Source organism: Microvirga sp. M2 (genome assembly GCF_047497095.1).
In the GTDB taxonomy this organism is placed as follows: domain Bacteria; phylum Pseudomonadota; class Alphaproteobacteria; order Rhizobiales; family Beijerinckiaceae; genus Microvirga.
The window spans coordinates 2,374,289-2,398,333 of record NZ_CP134063.1; the positions used below are offsets into that span (position 1 = coordinate 2,374,289).

A 24,045-nucleotide genomic window follows, 5' to 3' on the forward strand; every position below is an offset into this window, starting at 1 on the left:
TGAGGAGCAGAGGCAGGCATTGGCGATCGCGCTCGTACGTTGTCGCTTCATGACACGGACGAGCCTCAAGCCTGATTGTCCTGCTCTTGCTTCACATGGCTGTTACGCGGCCATGGCAGGAAGTCTGGATCGTAGGCAGTCTCGTCCGCATAGTAGTCCAAAGCACGGATCTGCTCGCTCTCGGACGGTCGCTGGCTCTTCCCGGATACAAGATAGCCGATGATCTGGTAGGCTTGCCCTACCTTGTCCAGAAGCCGCTCCACCGGGTCGTCGGTCACATCAGGGATAGGATCGGCAATCTTGTATTCGAAGGCGGTTGGCTCACTAAGCCATCTTTCCGGCTCATCCAGTACCGACTGGGCCTGCGCGTCTTCGAGCGCCTGCTGGAGCAGGCGAGCGATCTCCTCGGGCCCTTCTCGCAAGCATGCATCAAAGCCGATCGGTTCCTCGGTCCGGGCCGTTGGGTTTCCGCCCTCGTCGTAGAACACTTCGTGGAGGCCGTATCCAGATCCGTCCCTGTATCGGACAATTCGGTACTTCCAGCTCGTCAACAGTTCCTCCCGGTTCTGCCTTTCGTCGATACAGTATTTCCACGCTCAAGGCTGATCTGTCGAGTGCGCTCCGCAATCCGTGGCGCTGCAAGGCCGATCCGGACTGGACATTCAGCGCTTCCGTATCCGGGGTCTGTCTCGCCGCTTCATGCTGGAGGGGCTATGTTTTCGAGCATCCTTTCACGCAAGACCGGTCCCCGCTTCCCGCGCTCGATGCGCTCGATGCCCTACCGCGCCCTCGGGTCTCCTGCCGCGGCGGGCTCCTGCCTGGTTTCCGGATCTGCCTTTGCGGGAGGGGTGTTCTTCAAGGTCTGCTCCCGCGCGAAGATGAACAATCCAGCGCCGACCACGATGGCGATGCCGACGAGCGCCAGGGAGTCGGGCCATTCATCGAAGAAGAGGGCTCCGATGAGGAGGGCCCAGAGGATCTGGCTGTACTGCGCCGCTCCGAGGCGGTCCGCCGGCGCATAGGTGGTGGCGACGACGAAGAGGGCCTGCGCCACGAAGGCCGTGGCCGCGAAGGCGAGCAGCAGAACCCATTGGGGCAAGGTCGGCCACGTGAAGCCCGGGATCATGAGAACGCCGGCGATCGCCGCCGTTCCGAGAAACACGCTTCCGATCAGGGTATAGCGCTTTTCCGTCGTGCCGATCATCCGCCCCATGATCACGCCGCCCGCCGAGCAGAGCGCGGCGGCAATCGCGATCAGGTGCCCGGGGAGGATTTCCCGAAATCCGGGCCGGACGATCACGAGCACGCCGATGAACGCCGCGCAGACCGCAAGGCCGCGCCGCCACCGGACCGTCTCCTTCAGGATGAAGATGGACAGGACCGTCACGAGGCTCGGCATGAGGAACAGAAGGGCGAAGGCTTCCGCGAAGGGAAGCCTCGTGAAGGCCATCACGCTCAGGGGCGTCGTCACCGAGATGAACAACACCCGCAGGCCCATCAGCCAGGGCCGCTTCCAGCGCACGAGATCGCCGAGCCTGTCGCCCGGCTTCATGAAGGCCGGAGAGAGCAGCAGGGGGATGAGGTAGCCGAAAAACGTCACCTCGAACGGATCGAGGCCGTGGCCGATGGCCTTCACCACCGCGTCGCCCCAGGCGAAGACGGCAAAGGCAAGGAAAGCAAGGACGATGCCTTTGACCATATCTGGGATGCTTCAAGAAACGGGGCTGCGTCCGCGCAGCCCCTGATAACATGGGACGGATCGCGAGGGGAGTTCTAGCGCACCGCCAGTCGCGGACGCCGCCGCTCCACCACGATGACCTTGGCGCCTTCGCCGCGATCCAGGATCCGGTCGGCGAGGGCGGGGCGCTCCAGCTGGCGCGGCTGCGCCGAGAGCTTCTGAGCCACGGGCCTGACCTCGTCTTCCGCCATGCCCATGAGCTGGGAGGCGATTTCGACCTGCCAATCGAGGTTGTCCGTCAGGCCCTGGGCGGCCGCGATCGCCTCCTCCAGGGACGGGGGTTCGATGCGAGTGACCCGCCGGCCATAGCGGTTCGGTGTTTTCTTCGTTCCTAGCATTCCGCTTCTCCTGGGCTCCCCTTAGCGTATGGATCCGGCGTTCGCACAATGCGCAGGCGTGACGGCAGGGATGCGCCTGACGCAGGCTTCGAGGCGAGCCGGCGCGACCCTGCTGGAAAGCGGCGCAAAATCATGCTTCCACAGAACGCAGGGCGACGGCCGGTGTTTCGTGCCGAAGCAGAGGAAAGGTCACGACGGTGGGAAAACCCAAAATTCTCCTTCTCGGATCGGGCGAGCTCGGCAAGGAGTTCGTGATTTCGGTCAAGCGCTACGGTTGCCATGTGGTCGCCTGCGATTCCTATGCCGACGCTCCGGCCATGCAGGTCGCCGACGAGGCCGAAGTTTTCCCGATGCTCGATGCGGATGCCCTGAGGCACGCCATCGGGAAGCACAGGCCGGACTTCATCGTCCCGGAGATCGAGGCGATCCGCACCGAGGTGCTCCAGGAATTCGAGGACAAGGGCTTTACGGTCGTGCCCTCCGCCCGTGCGGCTTCGCTCACCATGAACCGTGACCGGATCCGCGAGCTTGCCGCGACCGAACTCGGTCTGCGCACGTCCAGGTACCGATATGCGGAGAGCCTGGACGAGGTGAAGGCGGCCGTGGAGCACACCGGGCTGCCCTGCGTGATCAAGCCGGTCATGTCGTCCTCCGGCAAGGGCCAGAGCACGGTGCGGTCCGCCGATCAGCTCGAACAGGCCTGGGACGATGCCGTCGCCAACATGCGTGGTGACCGCAGGAAGGTCATCGTCGAGGAATTCGTGGCCTTCGAGTACGAGATCACGCTCCTGACGGTCCGCACCCGCGAGGGCGTGTCCTATTGCGCGCCCATCGGGCACAGGCAGGAGCGCGGCGATTATCAGGAATCCTGGCAGCCGACGCCGATGACGGACCGGTTGCTGGCCGAAGCGCAGGACATGGCCCGCAAGGTCGTCGACAACCTGGGCGGCTACGGTATTTTCGGGGTGGAGTTCTTCGTCACCCGGGACGAGGTCGTCTTCTCAGAATTGTCGCCCCGCCCGCACGACACGGGATTGGTGACGTTGCTGTCCCAGAACCTCTCCGAGTTCGATCTCCATGCCCGGGCCATCCTCGGCCTGCCGATCCCGAGCATCCGTTTGAGAGGCCCCACCGCCTCGGCCGTGGTCCTGGCCGATCGGGACGCGGAGCGCTTCTCCATCGAGGGACTGGGAGATGCGCTGGCCCTGGGTTCCGGTGAGAGCGAAGTCGACGCCCGCATCTTCGGAAAGCCGACGACGCGGCCCTATCGCCGCATGGCGGTGACACTGGCCTCCGGTGGCACCGTCGAGGAGGCGAGGGCGCGCGCCCGTGAGGCCGCCGCCAGGATCCGGATCGAATACGAGGCGTGAGCCTCGGGCGGGGCGACGTCCCCGGTCGAGCACGCCGGTCGTGCGGCGACGGAATTCCTCGGCCTGCTCGCGCATCAGTGCGATGCAGAGCAAGCTGAGCTCGCCGAATTCGGAGAGGGCGCCGATCAGGTGGAGCGCGTGTCTCCCGTTGTGTGTGACGCACCGCCGGCGCGACCCGGACCGGAACGCATCTCGCCAGGATCGGTGGCGTCCCGGCGAGGCTTTGCCGTGAGAGATCTGGCGTCGGCCGGAATGCGTCCTACATTAAGCAGGGCCCCAGAGCATCGGACGTGAAAGGTGGCCTCCACTTTTGGGATTGCATCCGATGCTCTCTTCTTGGAGAGAGCGCATCGTTCTCGCGAAAACCCGGGGCCACTTTTTCGCACGATGCGCGAGGGGCCGAAAACTGAGGGGGAGCCGGGCGCCGTCCGGCTTAAAGCATTGAAATCCATCAACTTCGAGGCTCTTTTCAACGCGTCGCCGAACCCATATGTGTTGGTCAATCCCTCGCTGGTCATCATGGGGATGAACGATGCGTATCTGCGCACCACGATGCGCAAGCGGGAAGAGCTGGTCGGGCGCGGCATGTTCGAAGCCTTTCCCAGCGACCCGGACTCGGAAAGCCACAAGCAGCTCAATGCTTCGTTCGAGCGCGTCATCCGCGAGAAGGTGACGGATCATTTGCCGCTCATCGAGTACGCCATTCCCTTGCCCGACGGCGAGGGCTTCGAAGTTCGCTACTGGAGCGCCACGCACACGCCCTTGTTCGACGACGCGGGGGACCTGGTCTCCATTCTCCAGCACACCGTCGACGTCACGGAACTGCACCATCTGCGAACCTTCGCGCAAACGTCGGTATTGCTGTCAGGCCCGTCCGCGCTGATCGAGACCGATATGTTCCGCCGGGCCCAGGCGGTGCAGGAGGTCAACCAGATCCTTTCGCGGGAGCGCCAGCACCTGCAGGAGCTGTTCGAGCAGGCTCCTGGCTTCATCGCGGCGCTCAGCGGGCCGGATCACGTTTTCACGATGGCCAATGCGGCCTATCGCCATGTCGTCGGCCGCGCGGACCTGATCGGCAAGCCGGTGAGCGAGGCTTTGCCGGAAGTGGTCGAGCAGGGTTTCCTCAACCTCCTCGACCGGGTCTACGGCACGGGCGAGCCCTTCGTCGGCCGCGGCGTCCGCATCGTTCTCAGCCAAGGTCCGGAGGATGCCGGCGAAGAACATTTTCTCGATTTCGTGTACCAGCCCATCTTCGGCCGCGACGGAAAGGTCTCCGGCATCTTCGTGCAGGGCCATGACGTGACGGATCATCGGCGGGCCGAGAACGCTCTGCGGGAAAGCGAGGAACGCTTCCGGGCGATCGCCAATTCCATCGATCAGCTCATTTGGGCAACGCGGCCGGACGGTTTCCACGATTACTACAATCAACGCTGGTACGAGTATACCGGCGTGCCGGAAGGCACGACCGACGGCGCGGGCTGGAACGGGATGTTCCATCCCGACGACAGGGAACTTGCGTGGACGACGTGGCGGCATTCGCTGGAGTCCGGAGAGCCGTATCACATCGAATACCGGCTGAGACACCGTTCGGGCCAGTATCGCTGGGTGCTCGGGCGTGCGCAGCCCGTCTACGACGAAAACGGGCGGATCACGCGCTGGTATGGCACCTGCACGGACATTCACGATCTCAAAGAGGCGCAGGAGGAGACCCGCCGCCTGGCCGGAATGCTGGCCGAGCGGGTCGGGGAACTCGATGCGGCGAACGAGGAGATCCAGCGCTTCGCCTATATCGTGAGCCATGACCTGCGGTCCCCGCTCGTGAACATCATGGGGTTCACGAGCGAGCTCGAGAATTGCCGGGAGGATATCGAGAAATTCTACAAGAGCGTCTCCGACAGCCATCCGAACATCGTTACGGCGGAAGCGCGTGCCGCCATCGAGGAGGATCTTGCGGAGTCGATCGGGTTCATCAGGACATCGACGATCAAGATGGACAAGCTGATCAATGCCATTCTCAAGCTGTCCCGGGAGGGCCGCAGGGTGCTCGCCCCGGAGCAGATCAGCATGAACACGCTGCTCGAAGCCCAGCATCACAGCCTTGCCCATCAGCTGCAGGACAAGGGAGCCGAGCTGGTCATCGAAACCGTCCCCGATCTCTTCAGCGACCGCCTGGCCGTGGAGCAGGTCTTCGGCAATCTCATCGACAACGCGGTGAAATATCTCGACCCGAAGCGTCCCGGCCGGATCGTGGTGCGGGGGCAGGATCTCGGCCCGGGGGTGCGGTACGAGATCGAGGATAACGGCCGCGGCATCGACGAGAAGGATTTCGAGCGGATCTTCGACCTCTTCCGGCGCTCCGGAACGCAGGATCAGCAGGGCGAGGGAATTGGTCTTGCGCATGTTCGCGCCCTCGTGCGAAGGCTGGGGGGTAGCATCTCGGTCCGTTCGAGACTAGGTGAGGGCTCATCCTTCACCGTCACCCTGCCCAAATCCATCAGCATGAGTTCGGAGGCCGCGTAACATGCCCCAGCAGCAACCCGTCACCATCATCATGATCGAGGATGACGAGGGACACGCGCGCCTGATCGAGAAGAACATCCGGCGCGCCGGCGTGTGCAACGAGATCCGGACATTCGGCAACGGAACGGCTGCGCTTGAGCACCTGTTCAGCGACGGAGTGCGCAGTTCCGGCCCGTTTCTCGTCCTTTTGGATCTCAACCTGCCCGACATGAACGGCGTCGATATCCTGGCGAAGCTGAAGAACGACGACACCCTCAAGCGGGCTCCGGTCGTGGTCCTGACGACGACGGACGATCAGCGCGAGGTGCAGCGCTGCTACGACCTCGGCGCCAACGTGTACATCACCAAGCCGGTCGAATACGAATCCTTCTCCCAGGCCATTCGCCAGCTTGGCCTTTTCCTATCCGTCATTCAGGTTCCCGAGACGCTGTGAGCGACACTTCGCCTATCCGCCTTCTCTATATCGACGACGATCCCGGTCTCGGGCGCCTGGTGGAGCGCGCGCTCTCCCGGCATGGCTTTCAGGTCACTCACGCGCTCGGCGGCGACGAGGGCCTCGAACGGCTCGCCGCACAGCCCTTCGACGTGATCGCGCTCGATCATTTCATGCCCGGCAAGGAGGGCCTCCAGGTCCTGGCGGAGATCCAGACGCTCGCCGACCCGCCGCCGGTGGTCTACGTGACCGGGGCGGATGAGGGGCGCATCGCCGTGGCTGCCCTCAAGGCGGGCGCGGCCGACTACGTCATCAAGGACGTCGGGGGCGTCTTCCTCGATCTGCTCCATTCGGCGGCGGGGCAGGCCCTCGAGGCGGCGCGGCTGCGCCGGGCCAAGGAGGCCGCCGAGCGGGAGATGCGCGAGGCGCGCGAGCGGGCGGAGATGCTCATTCGTGAGGTCAACCACCGGGTGGCCAACAGCCTGCAGCTCGTGGCCTCTCTCGTCGCCATGCAGCAGCGTGCGGTCGCGGGCGACACGATCGCGCAGGATACCCTCGCCGAGACCCAGAGCCGCATCACCGCCATCGCGCAGATCCACCGGCGCCTCTACACCTCCGACGATGTCCGCTTCGTCGAGATGGACACCTATCTGGAGGGCCTGGTGGAGGAATTGGAGGGCGCCATGCGGACGGCGGGCCGCGGGCATACGATCTCGCTGCGGGCGGAGCCCATTCCGGTTCCCACCGACAAGGCGGTGTCGGTCGGCGTGATCGTGACGGAACTCGTCACCAATGCATTCAAATACGCCTATCCGGAGGGAGCCAGCGGCGACATCCGCGTGATCCTGGCGAGTTCCGGCGAGCGGATCCGTCTGTCCGTCGAGGATGACGGCATCGGCTGGACGGGAACGGGCGAGGTTCAGGGCAGCGGCCTGGGAACGAAGATCGTGCGCGCCATGGCGTCCAACCTGCAATCGGCCATCGAGTTCGACCCGCAGCACACGGGCACGCGGGCCATATTGTCGTTCTCGATCTGACGGGTGGCGAGAGCATCGGACGTGAAAAGTGGAATCCACGTCACGTCGGTCCTGGCATTCAGGCCGCGTCGAACGCGAACGCATCCTTTCCCGAGCGCCCGCTCAGCTTGTCCTGCCGCCGAGCGGCACCTTGGCGGCCTTGGCGATGGAGGTCCCACGGCGATGACCTCCACGTCGAAGGTCAAGGTTCCTGCCGGAGTTTCCGAAACCGTGATGAAAGCCCCAGGCTCATCCATGATGGGGAGGTCGACGTCATGAAGATTTGGGGAGGGTGTAGGGTGCCTGGTGACCGACGCGTTACGAATGCTCCAGGAGGAAAATAGTCAACAGAACAGCATGCATAAGCGAAATTACGTATATCATTCAACATGACACAACGTAACGCAACTTATCATTCCGGATGCGCTCTTACTTGCGCTGCTCTCTCTTGAATGTGGCAGACGCGATCCTCGTCCGTATGGCGCTGGCGATGAGGCTGAGCTCGCGCTGAACGCGGTTCAGACGGGAAAGCAGCTCGCCATCTTCCATGGTCGGCAGGTTCGAGAGGCGCTCTTCCACCGGAGCCTCGCCGATATAGCGGCGGATCTCCTCGAGAGTGGTCGGGCCGATATTGGGAACCGTCAGCCATTGCGCATCCGAGATGCTGGCGACTTCCCTGATCGTAGGACATCGTCCCTGAAATTCTGCGAGAACTGCGCCACGGACTCGCCCCGAGCACTTCTCGATAGGAAATGGATCATCCAAACCCATCTCGCTTCCCCGGATCCCGATAGGTGACGTACTGCCTACTTGCATCGGCTCATTCCCGAACTTGGCATTACAGCTTCACATGCGTATCTGTTGCATGTGCAAAAGAGCAGAGTTCCTTAAGTTGATACAAGGCATGCTTGGGGAGTAGCCAAATCGGCTCGTGTGGCGAGTCTGTGGCAAGGGCGTGAAAGCGCGCCCGAAGAATGTGAATAAATCGGGCTCGGATCGCCGGTCGGGCGCCTGGAGCATCGGACGTGAAAAGGGGAATCCACTTTTGGGATTCCCTGCGATGCTCCCTTCTTGGAAAGAGCGCATCGTTCTCGCGAAAAAGCCGGATCCAGCGTTCGCACGATGCGCTAGGGCGGCAGCATGCTTCCGGTCTCCCGGGCCCGCATGTGCCACGAAAATGCCTCTTCCAGAAGATGTGGCGTATGGCCGCCGCGTTGCGACGCGCGCTTCAGGTAGTCGGTCGCCAGTTCGCGATAGCTCGGATGAATGCAGTTCCGGATGATCGTTTCTGCCCGTTCGCGCGGCGCCAGTCCGCGAAGGTCGGCGAGGCCGATCTCGGTCGCGATCACGTCGACGTCGTGCTCGTTGTGGTCCACATGCGTCACCATCGGCACGATACGCGAGAGCGCCCCCTTCTTGGCGAGCGACTTCGTCACGAAGATCGCGAGATAGGCGTTGCGCGCGAAGTCGCCGGATCCGCCGATGCCGTTCATCATGTGGGTGCCGTTGACGTGCGTCGAGTTCACGTTGCCGTAGATGTCGCATTCGAGCGCGGTGTTGATGCCGATGACGCCGAGGCGGCGGATGACCTCCGGGTGATTGCTGATCTCCTGCGGGCGCAGGACCATCCTGTTCTTGTACCGGCCGATATGCGGGATCACGCGATCGTGGGCTTTCGGCCCGAGCGTGATGGACGATCCCGACGCGAAGGCGAGCTTGCCCGAATCGAACAGTTCGAAGGTGCTGTCCTGCAGCACCTCGCTGTACATCTTGAGATCGTGAAAGGGGCTCTCGATGAGCCCGTGGAGAACCGCGTTGGCGATGGAGCCGATTCCCGCCTGAAGCGGTCCGAGCGTCGTTCCGAGCCGACCCTTCCTGACTTCGGACTGGAAGAATTCGATGAGATGGCCCGCAATGGCCGCGGTTTCCGAATCCGGCGCCTCGATGGTTGCCGCGCTGTCGGATTTCTGCGTGACCACGATGGCCGCGATCTTGCCGGGATCGATCGGGATGAAGGGCAGGCCGGCGCGGCTCTCGGGCGACACGACCGGGATCGGCTCGCGGAAGGGCCGGCGGGTCGGGATGTAGATGTCGTGCAGGCCCTCCAGCGCGAGCGGCTGGGCCAGATTGATCTCCACGATGACCTTTTCGGCCAGGATGGCGAAAGTCGCGCTGTTGCCGACGGAGGTCGTCGGGATCAGCCCTCCGTCCTCCGTGATCGCCGAGGCTTCGACGATGGCGTAATCGATCGGGCCGAGCTGGCGCGAGCGGAGCATCTCCACGGTCTCGGACAGATGCTGGTCGATGAACATGACACGGCCGTCGTTGATGGCCGCCCGCAGCGTCGGGTCGGCCTGGAAGGGCAGGCGGCGCGCCAGGACGCCCGCCTCGGTCAGAAGCTTGTCGTTGTCGTTGCCCAGAGAAGCGCCCGTCATCAGGGTGATGCGCAAGGGTTCCGAGGCGGCCCGTTCGGCGAGAGCGAGCGGAATGGCCTTCGCATCGCCCGCCCGCGTGAACCCGCTCATCCCGATGGTCATGCCGTCCTTGATCAGCATGGCCGCCTCTTCCGGCGACATCATATTGCCCCGGAGCGTGTCGAGACGAATACGATCGCGATACATCGAAGAATCCATGACACTATCCAAGTCCGATCCAAGTCCGAACTAAGTCGTCCGACGGGACTGTCCGAACCGGGGGCACCCGCATGGGCCGGGAGAGCCCGGGGCCGCCGTTTCAAGCCTTAGACCCGCCGACTCTCAGTCGATAGGCCTTTGGATGCAGGGCTGCGTTGATTCCGATCAAAGCCCCTCCGAAGCAGGAGGGCGAGGCATAAATTCATGGCTTTCAAGCGAAAAATCCGGGAAATCTCCCCGGCCGGGTCATTATTAGCCGGCAACCTTATTGTCGTTCCGGGTCAACGGGGCTAAGCAGAAGGTTCACCCCATGTTTGTCGCTTGCTGAGGAATAAATGTCCGCTACCGCCGTCTTGATCCACCTTCTCGGTGAGATTGCCCTGCTGCTGTGGGGCATCAACATGGTCAATAGCGGGGTTCAGCGCGCCTTCGGCAGCGATCTGCGGTGGATCCTCGGCATCGGCCTGCGGACCCGCCTGCGCGCCTTCCTGGCTGGCGTCGGCGTGACGACGGTCCTGCAGAGCAGCACGGCCACGGCGCTGATGGTGGCGTCCTTCACCGCGGGAGGCGCCGTCGACATGGTGCCTGCCCTGGCGGTCATGCTGGGCGCGAATGTCGGCACGACCCTGATCGTGCAGGTGCTGTCCTTCGATATCACCCTGATCTTCCCGATGCTGATCTTCTTCGGCTACATGGGCTACAAGCGGGGTTCGTCGAGCCGGATGAAGGATCTGGGGCGGGTCGCCATCGGCCTCGGCCTGATGCTGCTGTCCCTTCATCTCCTGAGCGAGACGATCCGGCCGATCGAGTCCTCGGAGGTTCTCAAGAACGTTCTGGCGGTCATCGCACCGGACCCGCTGATCCTGGTATTCCTGTCCGGCTTCTTCGCCTGGATGGCCCATTCCAGCGTCGCCGCGATGCTGTTCATCATGTCCCTCGCCAGCGCCGGGGTCATTGACTCGCATGCCGCGCTGGTCATGGTGCTGGGTGCCAATCTCGGCAGCTCGGTCAACCCGATGCTGGAGGGGCTCGGGGGCGATCCGGCCAAGTTCCGGGTGCCCTTCGGCAATCTGGCCATGCGCGTGATCGGCTGCGTGGCGGCGCTGCCGCTGATCGATGTCGCTCTCGGCTATCTGACCATGCTGGAGCCCGATCCGGCCCGCCTGGCGGCGAACTTCCATACCCTCTTCAACATCGCGGTCGCCGTGATCTTCATCGGGCCGCTGCCGTGGATCGCGAAACTGCTCATGAGGGCGTTTCCCGAAAAGCTGATCGCCTCCGATCCCGGCATGCCGCAATACCTCGACAAGGACGCGCTGGACACGCCCTCGGTCGCCCTGTCGAATGCGGCCCGCGAGGTTCTGCGCATGGCCGACACGGTCGAGATCATGCTGCGCAGCTCGCAGGACCTGTTCCGTGAGGACGATATCAGCCGGGTCGCCGAGGTGAGCCGCACGGACGACGTGGTGGACCGCCTCTACAGCGCCATCCGGCGGTATCTGAGCTCGATCAACCATGAGGCTCTGAGCGAGACGGAAGCCAAGCGGCTCTCCGACATTCTGGCCTTCGCCATCAACCTGGAGCATATCGGCGACATCATTGACAAGAACCTGATGGAACTGGCGGCCAAGCGCATCAAGAACCACCTGCGCCTGCCCAAGGACAGCCTCGACGACATCACCAGCATGCACAACAAGCTGCTGGAGCATCTCCAGCTCGCCGCGTCCGTCCTGATGTTCCAGGACATCGGATCGGCCCGCCGCCTCGTGTCGGAGAAGGAGCGCTTCCGCGACCTGGAGCGCGCCGTCACCCAGAAGCAGCTTGAGCAGATCCGCTCCGGCCGGACCGTGGGCGATACCAGCGCGCTTCAGCTCGACATCGTGCGCGACCTGAAGCGCATCGAGGCTCACATCGCGGCGACCGGCCATTCGCTGCTGGAGGAGAGCGGCGAGCTCAAGCCGAGCAGGCTTTCATCCTGAGTCCCTCCAGCATCGGGTGTGACATCGAACCCCCATCCGATGCGGTCAGCCTCTGGTCTCGCGCATCTTTCTACGCAAAACCGGTTCCCGCTTTTCAAGCCCGATGCGCTAGAGGCGCGTCTCGTCCTTCAGGCGCGCCCAATCCATGTAACGATGGGGCTCGGGCAGGCCGATATCGCGCCTCTCGTGATCCGACAGATGCCGCAGGGCGGCCGTCGGATCACGGGGGACTTGCCGAAACGAGCGCAGCCACATCTCCAGACGCGGCCAAACGCTTCCGACGCCGCGCAAGCGGCGGGCATCTTCGTACCTCATGACGATGTCCATTGCTGTTGTTCGGGGCTCGCGCCCTCGCTCATCCGGTAAGACGATGCTCCTGTTCGGGAGCCTTGACAAAATGAAACGCAAGGGGCTGGCATAAGGCAGCCTTATGGATCGCAGATGCCGAAACCGGTCTCCAGACTTCCTCCCATGAGCGCGGTCCGCGTCTTCGAAGCGGCGGCCCGGCACCAGAGCTTTACCCGGGCGGCGGAGGAGCTCGGCATGACCCAGGCCGCCGTGAGCTACCAGATCAGGATGCTGGAGGATCGTGTCGGCGCGCCGCTCTTCGTGCGCATGCCCCGGCAGGTGACGCTCACGTCCAAGGGGCAGCAGCTCGCTCCGGCCGTGACCGAGGCGTTCGATGCCCTCAGGGCGGCCTTTGCCGGGGTCGAGGAGATGGTGCAGTCGGTCCTCACCGTCACGACGCTGAGCACTTTCGCGTCCAACTGGCTCATTCCCCGACTAGGCCGCTTTCAGCATCTGTTCCCCCAGATCGCGGTCCAGATCTCCGTCGGCGAGCAGGTGGTGGAGCTCGCTCAGAGCGAGTTCGATCTCGCCATCCGCAGCGGGCACGGCACCTGGCCCGGGCTCGAGGCCCATCTCCTGGCTCCCAATCGGTTCACCCCGGTGTGCAGCCCCGATCTGATCCGGGGCGCAGAACTGGCCGAGCCGATGGACATCCTGAGATTTCCGATCATCTCGCCGAGCGACCCATGGTGGAAGGAGTGGTTTTCCGCGGCAGGGGTGCCCGACGTGGACCTCTCCCGGCGCCCCGACAACTCCCTCGGCGTGCAGCAGTTCGAGGGCATGGCGGCAATGGCCGGGCAGGGCTTCGCCCTGATCAATCCCTTCTTCTTTCCGGACGATCTTGCCGCGGGACGCCTCGTCCAGCCCTTCGATCTTCTCGCTGAATCCGGCCGGGGCTACTGGGTCGTTTATCCGAAGGGCCGCAGGCGATCGCCCAAGATCGAAGCGTTCCGGGACTGGATCCTCAGCGAGGTCGCGGGGGATGCGGAGAAGGATTGTCTCACGCGCGGGATCAAGGCCAGGGCGTGAGCCCGGGAGCATCGAACGCGGGAAATGGGAACCGGTCTTGCGTTCGATGCTCGAGACCAGAGACTGACCGCATCGGATGGGGGGCGATGTCACGTCCGATGCTGTAGCCTTGGGAGCATTGTTACTCGGCCGCCTGAGCCTCCGCCGGCTTGTCCTCCAGGCGCACCAGCCTGTTGAGCAGGCCGCGATCGTGCAGCACGACCATGCGCTCCTTGGGATGCAGCCATTTGACGGCATCCTCGATCGTTTCCGCATCGGCCAGCTTGGCCTCCGCCAAGGCGCGTTCCGTCTCGATGATCCCGCGCTTGCGGGCCGCCGCGGGCGGCAGCATCTCGATATGACGCTCCCTCAAGGCGGCATCGGCATAGATCGCCCTGAGGCTGTCCTCGTCGTCGAAGCCGAGAGCCGCGTTGCGCACCTGCAGTTCATTGGCCCGCACCGCGATGGAGGGCGGCCGGTGCTCCTCCGGAGTCAGGAGGAGACCGAGCCTCTTGAGGGCGAGCCCCGCGCCGAGCTGGCCGCTGAGCCATGACAGGGGAATCGCCAAAAGAAGGCCGATGATGGTGGGCGACATCCAGAGGAAGAGCGACGTGGCGATCATGAAGGCCGAGATGCCCGCGAGCGCGCCCAGAACCGTATGGGCCCGGTGGCGGCGGACGATATCCCCGAACGGGATCGAGCCGTCGTCGCGGCGCTGCGGCTGCCAGCCCGTGTCGCGCCCGAGCAGGATCTGGAACACCGAACCCGATTGAATGAGCATCAGGATCGGCGCGAGAAGGGCCGACAGGATGATCTCGATCAGGGACGAGACGACCAGGCGGAGGCCGCCGCCCGAGGCGCGGCGCTCCTTGCCCCGGAGCAGCATCAGGATCAGGCCGAAGATTTTCGGGGCCAGCAGGATCCCCATCGTCAGCGCGAACAGGGCCAGGGCTCGTTCGGGATCGAATCGGGGCCAGATCGGATAGAGGCGGAAATCGCGGGAGAAATACTCGGGCCGGATATAGGTGGTCTGCAGCACGAGCGCGATACCGACGATCAGCTGGAACAGCCAGAAGGGCGAGGCCAGATAGGACATGATGCCCGTGGCGAAGTGCTGCCTCGTCGGAAGCTTCAGGCCCTTGGCGGTGACCACGCGCATGTGCTGCAGATTGCCCTGGCACCAGCGCCGGTCGCGGGCCGAGAGATCGATGAGCGAGGGCGGGCTCTCCTCGTAGGACCCCTCGAGATCCGGCAGCATGTAGACGTCCCATCCGGCGCGCCGCAGGAGGGCCGCTTCCACGAAGTCGTGGCTCAGGATGTGGCCGCCGAAGGGCGGCTTGCCGCGCAGATCCGGCAGTCCGGCATGGGCCGCGAAAGCCTTCGTCCGGATGATCGCGTTATGGCCCCAGTAATTGCCGTCCCGGCCCATCCAGACCGACAATCCCATGGCGATCACCGGGCCGGTGACGCGGGCGGCATATTGCTGAAGGCGCGCGAAGAGGGTGTTGCGGTTGATGATGAGGGGCAGCGATTGGATGATGCCCGCATCCGGATCGGCCTCCATGGCGGCCGCCAGACGCACGACGCAGTCGCCCGTCATGAGGCTGTCGGCGTCCAGCACGAGCATGTGCTCGTAATGACCGCCCCAGCGGGAGACGAAATCGGCGATGTTGCCGGCCTTCCGGTGATGGTTCTTCGCCCGGTGGCGATAGTAGAACCGCGCCTTCGGTCCGAGCCGCTCCCTGAGAGCCAGGAAGGCGCGCTCCTCGGCGACCCATGCGTCCGGATTCGTCGTGTCCGAGAGGATGAAATAGTCGAACGCATCGCCCAGGCCGGTCGCCTCGACGGATTCGTAGATCGCCTCGAAGGCCGCATAGGTCCTCGACGTCTGCTCGTTGTAGACGGGCATGACGATGGCGGTGCGCGCCTTCAGCGAGGCCGGCAATGCCGCGGGCCGGCGCTGCCGGAGAAGAGCGACGAATCCGAGGAGGGCGCTGGTGAAGGCCACCGCGATCCAGGAGAAGTTGACCGTGAACAGGGCAACCAGCACCCACTGGAGGGCGGTCGTGCGGCTCACCGACACCACCTGGTACATCTCATAGGTGCCGTAGGCCGTCACAAGAAGGCCGCCGCCGAACACGAAAAGACGCGCGAGCCAGGTTCCGAGCTTCGAATTCCGCCGCACGGGCTTGCGCTCCTGGTCCGCCGACCAGCGCCTCAGATGCTGGGTCGGCATATCCAGATGCTTTTCGGGGGGCATGACGGATTCGGGCCGCCCGAGGGCAGCGATACTCTTGTTCGGGTCGGAACTTAGGGTGTCCAACGATACAGCCATGTCTCGCTTATCGGTTTCCCGCCTGCTTCGAGGATGAGACGCATCTCACACGCGTTTTCGTTGCCCGGGTCAAGCTCGAATGCAACGCGGATCGTCTTCCGCTCCGGATAGGGCAAAAGTTTGAGGTTCTGGAACGAGCCCGGACCAACGGTGAGGACAGATTTAATGTCCTTCGGCCAATTGTCACCCAGCATCTCGCCGGAAAAGTCCACGGTGAAGCGCCGCCGCCGTCCGGAACTGCCCCGGCCGGACCGGGTCGCGATGACGGTGGCGAGCGGCGGCCTCTCGGGCGAGTTCCAGCCCCAGTACTGCCGGTAGGCGAAGGGGATCTCCGTATTCGCCGCCATCGGGGCGCGCGGACGCCAATAGGCCAGGATGTTGTCGTTGATCTCGGCATCCGTGGGGATTTCGAGGAGCTGGACGCTGCCCTGGCCCCAATCGCTCAAGGGTTCGACCCACAGGCTCGGCCGGCGCTCGAAACGCTGGTCGTCGTCCTGGAAGGAATCGTAGTTTCGCTCCCGTTGAAGCAGGCCGAATCCGCGTGGAGAGCTGTCGACGAAGGCCGAAATCTGGAGGGTCTCCGGATTGTGCAGGGGGCGCCAGAGCCACTCGCCCTGACCGTTCAGCATCTGGAGCCCTGAGGATTCATAGACGGCCGGGCGGATGTCGTCGGCGTTCCGACGGTCGTTCGGACCGTAGAAATAGGTCGAGGCCATGCCGCCAAGGCCCACATGCTCCAGGTTCACCCGGGGAAAGAGCGTCGTTTCCACGTCGACGATCGTCATGTCGCCGGGCCGGAAGGTCATCCGCACCGCGCCGGTCGTCGAATCCGAATCCAGAACGCCGTGGATCGTGATATTGTTGCCGCCCACGCTCGGACGCTCGATCCAGAAGGCCCTGAAGATCGGGAACTCCTCGCCCTTCGCTTCCGCGGGCTTGAGGGTCAGGGCCCGGGCGATGACCCCGTAATTCTGGCCCCGCGCGAGGGCCCGGAAGAAGGTCGCTCCCTGGACGATGGCGAAATCGTAAGGCTTGCCCTCGGCCGGCTGCGCGATCAGCCGGAATCCGGAAAAGCCGATATCCTTCAGGTCGTTGGGAACGTTGACCCCGTTGAAGTTGAACTGGGCGGGGTCATAGGACAGCCGCCGGATGTTCCCGTCCTCGACGATGTAGAGATCGACCGCATTGTTGAAGACGAAGCCCCGGTGCAGAGGCTCCAGGGCGATGCCGCGCCCCTCCGAGCTCCAGATCGGCTGCTGAAGCGATTTGATGGCGACGTACTGCTCGTAGTTGAGGTTCGAGAACACGTCCGGCAGATCGTTCTGCGGGGCGGCGAACGGCTTCTTCGAAAGCTGACGGGCGATGTCGGTGACGCCGGCCGGATTGAAGCGCTGCCCGTCTCCCATCATGGTCGCGATGTTGGCTTGTGGGGTCTGGGCCCGGGCGGCGGGCGCGAGTGTGAACGCGGCAACCGAAGCGCTGAGATAGGCCAGCACTTCGCGTCGCCGAGGATGAGAAGGGCGCGATGCCCCCAGCGAAACCGACACAGTGATACTCTTGCGTGAATTTGGCTCTTCGGCCTGACAATCAGGAAGACTCATGATTTATCATCGAACATGAGTATGAAGTAAACGAGGCAGTTCGCGTTCGGGGCCGTTCCCCATGAAAAGATTGCCGAAATACCCCTTCTGGTTTAGCTGCATCCCTGACCCTCACCGGATTGAAGCCTGATGACATCGAGCCATTCTCCCATGACATCCGCCGCCCGGAGCTGCCTGGCCGTCGTGCTGGCCGCCGGGGAGGGGACCCGGATGAAGTCCGCCAAGCCCAAAGTTCTCCACCACGTCGCGAACCGCTCGCTCGTCGGGCATGTGCTGGCGACCCTGGCGGAGGCCGGCGCCACGCAGACGGCCGTGGTGATCGGGCCGGACCGCGAGGATGTGGAGAAGGAGGTGCGCGGAATCCTGCCGGACGCGCGGATCTTCGTGCAGCGCGAACGGCTCGGCACCGGCCACGCGGTTCTGAGCGCCAGGGATGCCCTCGCGGCGAAGCCGGACGACGTCATCGTCGCCTATGCCGATACGCCCCTCGTCACGACGGAGACCTTCGCCCGCTTGCGCGCCCCGCTCGCAGAGGGCGCGGCCGTCGTGGCGATGGCTTTCGAGGCCAGGAACCCGTCGGGCTATGGGCGTCTCATCACGTCCGGCGACGACCTCCTCGCCATCCGGGAACACAAGGACGCCTCGGAGGCGGAGAGGGCGATCACGCTCTGCAACGGCGGCCTGATGGCGATCCGGGGCGATGTGGCCCTGACGCTCCTGGAGCGGATCGGAAACAGCAACGCCAAGGGCGAATACTACCTGACCGATATCGTCGAGATCGCCCGCGAGGCCGGATACAGGGCCGCCATCGCGGTCGTGCCCGAAGAAGAGGTGCACGGCGTCAACGACCGGGCGCAGCTCGCGGCCGCCGAGCGCATGATCCAGGAGCGGCTCCGGGAAAGGGCCATGGCGGCGGGCGTCACTCTCGTCGCGCCCGAGACGGTCTTCCTCAGCCACGACACCACGTTCGGACAGGACGTGGTCGTGGAGCCGCACGTGGTCTTCGGCCCCGACGTCGTCGTCGAGGCGGGGGCGACCATTCACAGCTTCAGCCATCTGGAAGGGGCCCGCGTCGCGTCGGGAGCCGGGATCGGCCCCTTCGCGCGGCTGCGCCCGGGCGCCGTCATCGGCCCGAAGGCGAAGGTCGGCAACTTCGTCGAGCTGAAGAACGCGAATCTCGGCGCGGGCGCGAAGGTCAGCCACCTGACCTATCTCGGCGACGCCACCATCGGAGCGGGCGCGAATATCGGCGCGGGGGCGATCACCTGCAATTACGACGGCTTCGCCAAGGCCCGCGTCGAGATCGGCGAGGGCGCCTTCGTCGGCTCGAACTCGTCTCTCGTGGCGCCGCTCACCATCGGCGAGGGGGCCTATGTGGGCTCGGGCTCCGTCGTCACCGAAAACGTGCCCGCGGACGCGCTGGCTCTCGGGCGCGGCCGCCAGGTCGTGAAGGAGGGCTGGGCCGCGCGGTTCCGGGAGAAGGCCAAGGCGGCGAAAGGGCAGTAGGGGCGATGCTCCCTCTTAAGGGGCACCGCGGGACGCGAAAGGCCCCATTCACTTTCCCGCACGATGCGCCAGCTGTCATAAACTGTCATCGAAGTTGATTCCGGCATACCTCGCATTCTCTGTATGGAGAGGCGCAGCATAGCTTAGATTAACCTCGCGAATAGGAAGCCTCGGGGCATGTGTGGAATCGTTGGAATCATCGGCAATACACCGGTCGCGGAGCAGATCGTCGAAGCCCTGAAGCGGCTGGAGTATCGCGGATACGATTCCGCCGGCGTCGCGACGCTGGAATACGGCCGTCTCGACCGCCGCCGCGCGGAAGGCAAGCTCCGGAACCTCGAGGCGAAGCTCTCCGAGGCGCCCCTCTCCGGCGTCATCGGGATCGGCCATACCCGCTGGGCCACCCACGGCAAGCCGAACGAGACCAACGCCCATCCCCACGCGACCGACCGGCTGGCCGTCGTCCATAACGGCATCATCGAGAATTTCCGCGAGCTGAAGGCGGGCCTCGAATCCAAGGGCGTGCGCTTCGAGACCGAAACCGACACCGAGGTCGTGGCGCAGCTGGTGACCTACGAGATGCGCCAGGGCCGTCCGCCCGTGGAGGCCGTCGCCGTCACGCTGCCGCGCCTGCGCGGGGCCTTCGCCCTGGCGTTCCTCTTCAACGGCGAGGACGAGCTTCTGATCGGCGCCCGCCATGGCGCGCCGCTCGCCATCGGCCATGGCGCGGGCGAGATGTATCTCGGCTCCGACGCCCTGGCGCTCGCGCCGTTCACCGACGACATCACCTATCTCGATGACGGCGACTGGGCGATCCTGCGCCGGACCGGGGCCGATATCCGGGACGCCTCCGGGGCGATGGTCCGGCGTCCGCGCCACAAGATTCCCGCCGGCTCCTTCCTGGCCGACAAGGGCAATCATCGCCATTTCATGGCGAAGGAGATCCACGAGCAGCCGGAGGTGGTGGGCCGCACGCTCGCCCATTACGTGAATTTCACCGCCGGGCGGGTCGAGCTCCCTGTCGAGCTGCCCTTCGATTTCAGGAATCTGAAGCGGATCTCCATCTCGGCCTGCGGCACGGCCTATCTCGCCGGCCTGATCTCGAAATACTGGTTCGAGCGGCTCGCGCGGCTCCCGGTGGAAATCGACGTGGCGTCGGAGTTCCGCTATCGCGAGGCGCCCCTGGAGCCGGGCGAACTCGCGCTCTTCGTCTCCCAGTCCGGCGAAACGGCCGATACGCTCGCGTCCCTGCGCTATGCCTCGGGCGAGAAGCTCCACACGCTCTCGGTCGTGAACGTGCCGACCTCCACCATGGCGCGCGAAAGCGCGGTCGTCGCGCAGACCCTCGCCGGGGTCGAAGTGGGGGTTGCCTCCACCAAGGCCTTCACCTGTCAGCTCACCGTTCTCCTCTCGCTCGCCATCGCGGCGGGCCGCGCCCGCGGCACGCTGAGCGCCGAGGAGGAAAAGGAGCTGGTGGATGCGCTCATCGCCGTTCCGGGGCAGATGAGCGAGGCGATGAAGCGCGAGCACGACATCGAGATCCTCGCGCGCGAGCTCTCGAAGGCGAAGGACGTGCTCTATCTCGGGCGCGGAACGTCCTATCCGCTCGCCATGGAAGGCGCGCTCAAGCTGAAGGAAATCTCCTATATCCACGCCGAGGGCTACGCGGCGGGCGAATTGAAGCACGGGCCCATCGCCCTGATCGACGAGACCATGCCGGTGATCGTCATCGCCCCGCACGACCACATCTTCGAGAAGACCGTCTCCAACATGCAGGAGGTGGCCGCGCGCGGCGGCCGCATCATCCTCATCACCGACGAGAAGGGGGCGCTGGAAACGGGCCTCGACACGATGGCGACCATCGTGATGCCATCCGTGCATCCGGTGGTGGCCCCGATCCTGAACTCGGTGCCGATCCAGCTGCTCGCCTATCACACGGCCGTCTTCATGGGCAAAGACGTGGACCAGCCGCGCAATCTGGCGAAATCGGTCACGGTGGAGTGAGCCGTTCCTCAGTGTCGATCCGGCGGGCTCGCGAGTCGGACCTGCCGAAGCTCGGCCCCGTCGAACGCTCCGCGGCATCGGTCTTCCGAAACGTGGGGCTGGATTGGCTCGCGGACGGGGAGACCATGGACCTCGCGGCTCTGGCCGATCTCTGCCGTAACGCGACGCTGTGGATCGCCGCCGAGCGCACCGCGCGGACCCAGCGGGACGAGCCCGTCGGCTTCCTGGCGGCCCATGAGATGGACGGATGCTTCTACATCGCCGAGGTATCCGTCGCGCCGTCGCATCAGCGCCAAGGCCTGGGGGCGCGGCTCATCGGCGCGGCGGTTGCCCATGCGAAGCGGTCGGGCTTTTCAACCGTGACGCTGACGACCTATCGCGACCTTGGGTGGAACGGGCCCTTTTACGCAAGGCTTGGATTTGCGGAGATCGAGCCCGGTGAAACCGGGGCCGGGCACGCTGCCAAACTTCGGGCAGAGGCCGAGGCGGGCCACGATCCCGCCCGGCGATGCCTTATGGCATTGCGGCTCGATCAGCGCATCGTGCGAAAAAGTGGCTCCGGTTTTTCGCTTAAACGATGCGCTCATCTATGAAGGGAGCATCGGATTTTGATCCCAAAAGTGGATTCCACTTTTGGGTCCGATGCTCTAGCCCGCCCGCAGCAGCTTGATGGCGGAATCCCGTTCGAACAGATAGAGCATGGTCCGCAGGGCCTGGCCGCGCTCGCTCACGAGATCCGGGTCCCTGTCGACGATGAGGCGCGCATCGTCCCGCGCGGCGGCGAGGAGATCGCCGTCCGTCTCCAGGCGGGCGAGCTTGAAGCCCGGCGTGCCCGACTGGCGGGTGCCGAGCACCTCGCCTTCGCCGCGCAGGCGCAGGTCCTCCTCGGCGATGCGGAAGCCGTCCTCCGTCTGGCGCATCATCTCCAGGCGGGCCTGGGCGATCTGCCCGAGGGGCCCCTTGTAGACCAGAAGGCAGGTCGAGGATTTCGAGCCGCGCCCGATGCGGCCGCGAAGCTGATGAAGCTGGGCGAGGCCGAAGCGCTCGGCGTGCTCGATCACCATGATCGTGGCGTTGGGAACGTCGACGCCGACCTCGATGACGGTCGTGGAGACCAGGATCTTGGTGTCGCCGCGGGAGAACCGCTCCATGGCGGCGTCCTTGTCCTTGCCCGCGAGCTTGCCGTGAACGAGGCCGACGGAATCTCCGAAGAAGCTCCTCAAGGTCTCGTAGCGCTCCTCGGCGGCGGCGAGGTCGATCGTCTCGGATTCGCCGACGAGGGGGCAGACCCAGTAGACCTGATCGCCGTTGGCGATGGCCCGTCCGATGCCGCCGACGATCTCGTCGAGCCGGTCGATGGAGATGAGCTTCGTGGCGATGGGCTTGCGGCCCGCGGGCTTCTCGTTCAGGACCGACACGTCCATGTCGCCGAAATAGGTGAGCGCCAGCGTGCGCGGGATCGGCGTCGCGGTCATGACGAGAATGTCGACCGCCTCGCCCTTCGAGCCGAGCGCCAGGCGCTGGTGGACGCCGAAGCGGTGCTGCTCGTCCACCACGGCGACGCCGAGATCCTGGAACGCGACGCCCTCCTGGAACAGGGCATGCGTGCCGACCGCGATCTGGATGCTGCCATCCGCGAGGCCCGCGAGCACCGCCTTGCGGGCGGCGCCCTTTTCGCGTCCGGTCAGGAGGGCGATCGAAAGCCCGGCCTCTTCGGCCATGGGGGCGAGGCGCTCGTAATGCTGCCGGGCCAGGATTTCGGTGGGGGCCATCATGGCCGCCTGCCGGCCCGCCTCGATGGCGCTCGCCATGGTGAGCAGGCCGACGACGGTCTTGCCCGAGCCCACGTCGCCCTGGAGGAGGCGGAGCATCTTCTTGTCGGACACGAGATCGCGCCGGATATCCTCGATGGCCTGCGCCTGGGAGCCGGTGAGGCCGAAGGGCAGGGCGTTCTTCAGCGTCTCGACGAGATGCCCGTCGCCCGCATTCACCCGGCCGGGCAGCCGCCGCATGCGGCTGCGGACGAGCGCGAGGGCGAGCTGGGAGGCGAGCAGCTCGTCATAGGCGAGACGCCGGCGCGGCGCGGATTTGGCGAGCGCTTCCTCGGAGAGCTGCGACGCGTTGTCCGGCCTGTGCAGGGTGAAGAGCGCGGTCCTGAAATCGGGCAGGGCGTTCCGGCCGAGCCAGGCGGCATCCTGCCATTCGGGCAGATTCGGCACCCGCTCGAGGGCGGCTGCGATGAACTTGCCGACCATGCGCGAGGACAGCCCCTCCGTGAGGCCGTAGACCGCCTCCACGGCGGGCAGGTTCTCGATTCCCCGGTCGTCGAGGATCCGGTCGGGGTGGACCATCTGGCGGCGGCCGTCCCACAGCTCGATCTTGCCGGAGACGTAACGGCGTTCGCCGACCGGCAGGAGCTTTTCCAGCCGCGCCTTCTGGCCGTTGAAGAAGACGAGCGAGACGTCTCCGGTCTCGTCCTCCACGAGGATCCGGTAGGGGGCGCGGCGTCCGGGCGGAGGCGGGCGGTGCGATACCACGGTGACCGAAAGGGTGACCGGCTCGCCGACCGGCGCGTCGGCGATGGAGCCTTTCATTTCCCGCGAGATGCCGCTGCTCGGCACGTGGAACAGGAGGTCGGCCGCCCGCGCGGGCCGGCCCGGCTCGCCGAGGAGGCGGTCCAGCAGGGGGGCGATCTTGGGCCCGACGCCGGGCAAGGAGGCCGCCGGGGCGAACAGGGGATCGAGAATGGACGGGCGCAAGGACATCAAACGGGTGTCAAGTCGAAGGGAGATGGTTATATAGCGGCCAAGCCGCCGCGAAGCGACGTTATCTTTTCTCTGACCGGAGCATTTTCATGAGCGGGACGACACGCAGCAGCGCCGACCTCGACGTTCGCCGCAGGAAGATTCTTTTCCGGGCCTGGCACCGGGGCATGCGCGAGATGGACCTGATCATGGGACGCTTCGCGGACGCCCAGATCGGCGAACTCCCCGAGGAGGATCTGGCCGAGTTCGAGCGGCTGATCGAGGTGACCGACCGGGACCTGCTCGGCTGGATCACGGGCGAGATCGAGACCCCGTCGAATTACGACACGCCCCTGTTCCGGCGGTTGAAGGCCTTTCATACCCATACCTCGCCGATTCATAACTGACGTTCCGTTTTTCCATCCCGTCGCCGAAGAACCGGTCCCTCGAGCCCGCGTTCTCCTGCCATTGA

General features: G+C 64.9%; 19 protein-coding genes. 10 read left to right on the forward strand and 9 right to left on the reverse strand.

Features of this window, described 5'->3' with window-relative positions; translation table 11 throughout:
* Window positions 1-65: 65 nt before the first annotated feature.
* The 3 genes from RE429_RS11265 to RE429_RS11275 form a co-directional block, all read right to left on the reverse strand.
* Window positions 66-551, reverse strand: a complete 486-nt coding sequence (locus tag RE429_RS11265; RefSeq protein WP_414470867.1) for a hypothetical protein — start codon at window positions 549-551, stop codon at window positions 66-68.
* A gap of 227 nt (window positions 552-778) precedes the next feature.
* Window positions 779-1,699, reverse strand: a complete 921-nt coding sequence (locus RE429_RS11270) for a DMT family transporter (protein ID WP_414470868.1) — start codon at window positions 1,697-1,699, stop codon at window positions 779-781.
* A gap of 74 nt (window positions 1,700-1,773) precedes the next feature.
* Window positions 1,774-2,076 (reverse strand): hypothetical protein, encoded by a 303-nt coding sequence (locus RE429_RS11275; protein WP_414470869.1) that lies wholly within the window; start codon window positions 2,074-2,076, stop codon window positions 1,774-1,776.
* A gap of 197 nt (window positions 2,077-2,273) precedes the next feature.
* Here RE429_RS11275 and purT point away from each other — a divergent pair, with 197 nt between their 5' ends.
* From purT to RE429_RS11295, 4 genes are all read left to right on the forward strand, one after another.
* Window positions 2,274-3,446, forward strand: coding sequence for a formate-dependent phosphoribosylglycinamide formyltransferase (gene purT / locus RE429_RS11280; RefSeq protein ID WP_414470870.1), 1,173 nt, complete (start codon window positions 2,274-2,276; stop codon window positions 3,444-3,446).
* A 492-nt stretch (window positions 3,447-3,938) separates the two neighbouring features.
* Window positions 3,939-5,966 carry a PAS domain-containing protein gene (locus RE429_RS11285; RefSeq protein WP_414470871.1) on the forward strand — a complete coding sequence of 676 codons (2,028 nt, stop codon included), beginning with the start codon at window positions 3,939-3,941 and terminating at the stop codon, window positions 5,964-5,966.
* Between the two features lies 1 nt (window position 5,967).
* Window positions 5,968-6,399, forward strand: coding sequence for a response regulator (locus RE429_RS11290; protein WP_414470872.1), 432 nt, complete (start codon window positions 5,968-5,970; stop codon window positions 6,397-6,399).
* On the forward strand, window positions 6,396-7,436 hold the full coding sequence (locus tag RE429_RS11295) for a histidine kinase dimerization/phosphoacceptor domain -containing protein (protein ID WP_414470873.1): 1,041 nt from the start codon (window positions 6,396-6,398) through the stop codon (window positions 7,434-7,436). The genes RE429_RS11290 and RE429_RS11295 overlap by 4 nt, the downstream gene beginning before the upstream one ends.
* A gap of 408 nt (window positions 7,437-7,844) precedes the next feature.
* On the opposite strand, the gene RE429_RS11300 is transcribed toward RE429_RS11295, so the two are convergent.
* A complete protein-coding gene (locus tag RE429_RS11300) occupies window positions 7,845-8,180 on the reverse strand; it encodes a hypothetical protein (protein WP_414470874.1) in 336 nt (111 codons plus the stop codon).
* A gap of 362 nt (window positions 8,181-8,542) precedes the next feature.
* Window positions 8,543-10,036, reverse strand: a complete 1,494-nt coding sequence (locus RE429_RS11305; RefSeq protein WP_414474174.1) for an acetyl-CoA hydrolase/transferase family protein — start codon at window positions 10,034-10,036, stop codon at window positions 8,543-8,545.
* Between the two features lie 347 nt (window positions 10,037-10,383).
* Here RE429_RS11305 and RE429_RS11310 point away from each other — a divergent pair, with 347 nt between their 5' ends.
* Window positions 10,384-12,027, forward strand: coding sequence for a Na/Pi cotransporter family protein (locus RE429_RS11310; RefSeq protein WP_414470875.1), 1,644 nt, complete (start codon window positions 10,384-10,386; stop codon window positions 12,025-12,027).
* A 108-nt stretch (window positions 12,028-12,135) separates the two neighbouring features.
* Here the strand turns inward: RE429_RS11310 and RE429_RS11315 are convergent, their stop codons facing one another.
* Window positions 12,136-12,342 carry a hypothetical protein gene (locus RE429_RS11315; RefSeq protein WP_414470876.1) on the reverse strand — a complete coding sequence of 69 codons (207 nt, stop codon included), beginning with the start codon at window positions 12,340-12,342 and terminating at the stop codon, window positions 12,136-12,138.
* Between the two features lie 156 nt (window positions 12,343-12,498).
* Between RE429_RS11315 and RE429_RS11320 the strand changes: the two genes are divergently transcribed.
* Window positions 12,499-13,404: a LysR substrate-binding domain-containing protein gene (locus RE429_RS11320; RefSeq protein ID WP_414470877.1), complete on the forward strand. Its 906-nt coding sequence runs from the start codon at window positions 12,499-12,501 to the stop codon at window positions 13,402-13,404.
* Window positions 13,405-13,525: 121 nt separating this feature from the next.
* Here RE429_RS11320 and mdoH read toward each other — a convergent pair whose 3' ends face one another.
* Entirely contained in the window at window positions 13,526-15,718 is a 2,193-nt protein-coding gene (mdoH, locus tag RE429_RS11325) for a glucans biosynthesis glucosyltransferase MdoH (RefSeq protein WP_414470878.1), read from the reverse strand.
* Entirely contained in the window at window positions 15,694-17,214 is a 1,521-nt protein-coding gene (locus RE429_RS11330; RefSeq protein ID WP_414470879.1) for a glucan biosynthesis protein, read from the reverse strand. Before RE429_RS11330 ends, mdoH begins: the two co-directional genes overlap by 25 nt.
* A gap of 255 nt (window positions 17,215-17,469) precedes the next feature.
* On the opposite strand from RE429_RS11330, the gene glmU reads away from it, so the two are divergent.
* The 3 genes from glmU (at window position 17,470) to RE429_RS11345 (ending at window position 21,422) form a co-directional block, all read left to right on the forward strand.
* Complete coding sequence (gene glmU, locus RE429_RS11335; protein ID WP_414470880.1) at window positions 17,470-18,825, forward strand: bifunctional UDP-N-acetylglucosamine diphosphorylase/glucosamine-1-phosphate N-acetyltransferase GlmU; 1,356 nt, start codon at window positions 17,470-17,472, stop codon at window positions 18,823-18,825.
* Between the two features lie 177 nt (window positions 18,826-19,002).
* Window positions 19,003-20,829: a glutamine--fructose-6-phosphate transaminase (isomerizing) gene (gene glmS / locus RE429_RS11340; RefSeq protein WP_414470881.1), complete on the forward strand. Its 1,827-nt coding sequence runs from the start codon at window positions 19,003-19,005 to the stop codon at window positions 20,827-20,829.
* Complete coding sequence (locus RE429_RS11345; RefSeq protein WP_414470882.1) at window positions 20,826-21,422, forward strand: GNAT family N-acetyltransferase; 597 nt, start codon at window positions 20,826-20,828, stop codon at window positions 21,420-21,422. Before glmS ends, RE429_RS11345 begins: the two co-directional genes overlap by 4 nt.
* 54 nt (window positions 21,423-21,476) lie before the next feature.
* On the opposite strand, the gene recG is transcribed toward RE429_RS11345, so the two are convergent.
* Complete coding sequence (gene recG, locus RE429_RS11350) at window positions 21,477-23,594, reverse strand: ATP-dependent DNA helicase RecG (RefSeq protein WP_414470883.1); 2,118 nt, start codon at window positions 23,592-23,594, stop codon at window positions 21,477-21,479.
* Between the two features lie 89 nt (window positions 23,595-23,683).
* Between recG and RE429_RS11355 the strand changes: the two genes are divergently transcribed.
* Window positions 23,684-23,980 carry a succinate dehydrogenase assembly factor 2 gene (locus RE429_RS11355; RefSeq protein ID WP_414470884.1) on the forward strand — a complete coding sequence of 99 codons (297 nt, stop codon included), beginning with the start codon at window positions 23,684-23,686 and terminating at the stop codon, window positions 23,978-23,980.
* Window positions 23,981-24,045 lie beyond the last annotated feature (65 nt).